This window comes from Streptomyces pseudogriseolus (assembly GCA_002154585.1).
GTDB lineage: Bacteria > Actinomycetota > Actinomycetes > Streptomycetales > Streptomycetaceae > Streptomyces > Streptomyces pseudogriseolus.
Window position 1 is genome coordinate 1 of the sequence record MUNG01000606.1, and the last position, 4,367, is coordinate 4,367.

Here is a 4,367-nt window from a genome sequence, read left to right on the forward strand (position 1 = left end):
CCCCGACGACGTCGGCGTGCCGTGGGCGATCGGCTCCCCCGAGGGCGGCCACGACGCCGTCCACCCGCGACTGGGCACGCTGGAGGACTTCACCCGCTTCGTCGCCCGCGCCCGCGACCTCGGCATGGAAGTCGCGTTGGACTTCGCCCTGCAGTGCTCCCCCGACCACCCGTGGGTGCACAAGCACCCCGAGTGGTTCCACCACCGCCCCGACGGCTCCATCGCCTACGCCGAGAACCCGCCGAAGAAGTACCAGGACATCTACCCCATCGCCTTCGACGCGGACCTGGACGGGCTGGTCGCGGAGACCTGCCGGATCCTGCGGCACTGGATGGACACCGGGGTGCGGATCTTCCGCGTGGACAACCCGCACACCAAACCCGTCGTGTTCTGGGAACGGGTGATCGGGGAGATCAACCGCACCGACCCCGACGTCATCTTCCTGGCGGAGGCCTTCACCCGCCCGGCGATGATGCACACCCTGGCCCAGATCGGCTTCCAGCAGTCCTACACGTACTTCACCTGGCGCACCACGAAACAGGAGCTGACGGAGTACCTGACCGAACTGTCGGGGGAGGCCGCCTCCTACATGCGGCCCAACTTCTTCGCCAACACCCCCGACATCCTGCCCGCCCACCTCCAGCACGGCGGCCGGCCCGCCTTCGAGGTCCGCGCCGTCCTCGCCGCCACCCTCTCCCCCACCTGGGGCATCTACAGCGGCTACGAACTGTGCGAGAACACCCCCCTGCGCGAGGGCAGCGAGGAATACCTCGACAGCGAGAAGTACCAGCTCAAACCCCGCGACTGGGACGCCGCCGCCCGCGAGGGCCGCACCATCGCCCCCCTGATCACCCGCCTCAACACCATCCGCCGCGAGAACCCGGCCCTGCGGCAGCTGCGCGACCTCCACTTCCACCAGGCGGACAAGGAGGAGGTCATCGCCTACTCGAAGCGGCGGGACGGCAACACGGTGCTGGTGGTCGCCAATCTCGACACCCGGCACACCCAGGAGGCGACGGTCTCGTTGGACATGCCACAACTCGGCCTGGACTGGCACGAGTCGGTGCCGGTGCGCGACGAGCTCACCGGCGAGACCTATCAATGGGGCAGCGCCAACTATGTGCGTCTCGGTCCGGGCGGGGCACATGTACTCGTCGTCGGCGGGAGGTCCGAGGACGGGCCTTCCGGGACACACAGCACGGTTCTGCGACCGTCCACCCCGCAGATCGGAGGGTCATCCGCCACATGAGCGTCAACGAACCCGTCCCGGACACCTTCGAAGACACCCCCGCAAAGGACCGGGACCCCGACTGGTTCAAACGCGCCGTCTTCTACGAGGTCCTCGTCCGCTCCTTCCAGGACAGCAACGGGGACGGCATCGGTGACCTGAAAGGTCTGACCGCCAAGCTCGACTACCTCCAGTGGCTGGGAGTCGACTGCCTGTGGCTGCCGCCCTTCTTCAAGTCGCCGCTGCGCGACGGCGGTTACGACGTCGCCGACTACACCTCGGTGCTGCCGGAGTTCGGCGACCTGGCCGACTTCGTGGAGTTCGTCGACGCCGCCCATCAGCGCGGCATGCGCGTGATCATCGACTTCGTCATGAACCACACCAGCGACCAGCACCCGTGGTTCCAGGAGTCGCGCAAGGACCCGGACGGCCCGTACGGCGACTACTACGTGTGGGCCGACGACGACAAGCAGTTCCAGGACGCCCGGATCATCTTCGTCGACACCGAGGCGTCCAACTGGACCTACGACCCGGTGCGCAAGCAGTACTACTGGCACCGCTTCTTCTCCCACCAGCCGGACCTCAACTACGAGAACCCGGCCGTGCAGGAGGAGATGATCTCCGCGCTCAAGTTCTGGCTGGACCTCGGGATCGACGGCTTCCGGCTGGACGCGGTGCCCTACCTGTACCAGCAGGAGGGGACGAACTGCGAGAACCTGCCGGCCACGCACGCGTTCCTCAAGCGGGTCCGCAAGGAGATCGACACCCAGTACCCCGACACCGTGCTCCTCGCCGAGGCCAACCAGTGGCCCGAGGACGTCGTCGACTACTTCGGCGACTACAGCGCCGGCGGCGACGAATGTCACATGGCCTTCCACTTCCCGGTCATGCCCCGCATCTTCATGGCCGTGCGCCGCGAATCCCGCTACCCCGTCTCCGAGATCCTCGCCAAGACCCCCGCCATCCCCTCCGGCTGCCAGTGGGGCATCTTCCTGCGCAACCACGACGAGCTGACCCTGGAGATGGTCACCGACGAGGAACGCGACTACATGTGGGCCGAGTACGCCAAGGACCCCCGCATGCGCGCCAACATCGGCATCCGCCGCCGCCTCGCCCCCCTCCTCGACAACGACCGCAACCAGATCGAGCTGTTCAACGCGCTGCTGCTGTCCCTGCCCGGGTCGCCGATCATCTACTACGGCGACGAGATCGGCATGGGCGACAACATCTGGCTCGGCGACCGCGACGCCGTCCGCACGCCGATGCAGTGGACGCCGGACCGCAACGCCGGCTTCTCCTCCTCCGACCCCGGCCGCCTCTACCTCCCCACGATCATGGACCCGGTCTACGGCTACCAGGTCAGCAACGTCGAGGCGTCCATGGCCTCACCGTCGTCGCTGCTCCACTGGACCCGGCGCATGATCGAGATCCGCAAGCAGAACCCGGCGTTCGGCCTCGGCTCCTACACCGAACTGCCCTCCTCCAACCCCGCCGTCCTCGCCTTCCTCCGCGAATACGAGGACGACCTCGTCCTCTGCGTCAACAACTTCTCCCGTTTCGCGCAGCCCACGGAGCTGGATCTCAGCGCCTTCGAGGGGCGGCACCCGGTGGAGCTGTTCGGCGGGGTGCGGTTCCCGGCCGTCGGCGAGCTGCCGTACCTGATGACGCTCGGGGGGCACGGCTTCTACTGGTTCCGGCTCCGGAAGGACGCCGCGTAGAACCCGGGGCGGGGCGGGCGGTTTCTCCCGCTCCGCCCGGGGCACGCATGAGTAACACCCCGCCCACCGGCGGCGCCCCCCGTGGCGCGCCGACAGAGGGGAAAGGACGCGACGCCATGTCGGAAGCCGTCACACGTACCGTCACGACCCCGCCCGGCCTCCTTGCGTCACTCGATCCACTGCTGCGGGAATGGCTGCCCAGGCAGCGCTGGTTCGCCGGGAAGGGCCGCCCGGTCACCGGGTTCGCCCTGGTCGCGGCGACCGAGCTGCTGCCGCCCACCGCCAAGCTGGGCCTCTACCACCTGCTGGTCCGCGCCCACCAGCCGCTTCAGCCCGGCCACGCGGGGCACGAGCAGCCGGGCGACTGCTACCAGCTGTTCATAGGCGTGCGCGAGGCGCTGCCGCCCCGGCTGGCGCCCGCGCTGATCGGTCATGTGTCGCAGGGTCCCCTGGCCGGACGGACGGTCTACGAGGCCCTGCACGACACCCGGCCCGCCGACCTGCTCCTGGAGGCCCTGCGCACCCAGGCCCGGATCGGCGGGCTTCGTTTCGAGCGCGACCCGCGCCAGGAGATACGGCCCGGACTGGTGCCGCGCCTGATGACCGCCGAGCAGTCGAACTCGTCGGTCGTCTACGGCGACACGTACATCCTGAAGCTGATGCGCCGGGTGGTGCCCGGCGTCAACCCCGACCTGGAGCTGCCGCTGGCGCTGGCCCGCGAGGGCTGCCCCCGGGTGCCGCCGCCGACGGCGTGGCTGGTCACCGACGCCGGGGACCCGGCCGGGCCGTCGCCCACGGGCGAGCCGTACGTCCTGGGGGTGCTCCAGCCGTTCGTGCAGGGCGCCACCGACGGCTGGGAGCTGGCGCTGCGGGAGCTGGCCAAGGGGGAGGACTTCGTCGCCGAGGCGCGGGCCATCGGGCGGGCCACCGCGGAGGTGCACACCGCGCTGGCGCGTGCGCTGCCCACGGTCACCCTGGGCCATGCGCAGATGCGCGGTCTGGTCCACGGCATGACCGAGCGGCTGGAGGCCGCGGTGCACGCGGTGCCCGCGCTGCGGCCGTACGCGNNATCGACTTCGAGGGCGAGCCGGCCCGGCCGCTGGCCGAGCGTCGCATGCCCCAGCCGGCCGTGCGGGACGTGGCGGGCATGCTGCGCTCCTTCGACTACGCGGCGCGCACGGTGGACCCGCCGCAGCCGGACTGGGCCGCCCACTGCCGGGCGGCGTACTGCGCCGGGTACGCGGAGGCCGCAGGGCGCGACCCGCGCACCGAGCCGGTGCTGCTGCGCGCGTACGAGACCGACAAGGCGGTGTACGAAGCGGTCTACGAGGCCCGGCACCGCCCCGACTGGCTGCCCGTCCCGCTGGCGGCCCTGCGCCGGCTCGCCTCGGCCGACCCGACCTGACCCACCCGACCCGCGC

General features: G+C 70.3%; 2 protein-coding genes and 1 pseudogene. All 3 read left to right on the plus strand.

Translation table 11 applies throughout. The features are described 5' to 3' along the window. The coding region (locus tag CCN29_RS33370; RefSeq protein WP_086686226.1) for an alpha-1,4-glucan--maltose-1-phosphate maltosyltransferase at positions 1 to 1,249 on the plus strand (1,249 nt) is incomplete at its 5' end. Then, positions 1,246 to 2,946: a maltose alpha-D-glucosyltransferase gene (gene treS / locus CCN29_RS33375; protein ID WP_086686228.1), complete on the plus strand. Its 1,701-nt coding sequence runs from the start codon at positions 1,246 to 1,248 to the stop codon at positions 2,944 to 2,946. The genes CCN29_RS33370 and treS, both read left to right, overlap by 4 nt. 116 nt (positions 2,947 to 3,062) lie before the next feature. Further along, positions 3,063 to 4,351, plus strand: a pseudogene (locus CCN29_RS33380) (maltokinase N-terminal cap-like domain-containing protein). Positions 4,352 to 4,367 lie beyond the last annotated feature (16 nt).

Bases quoted from the DNA above. Each gene is read 5' to 3' on its own strand.
- treS (WP_086686228.1), top strand. From the start codon at position 1,246: ATGAGCGTCAACGAACCCGTCCCGGACACCTTCGAAGACACCCCCGCA.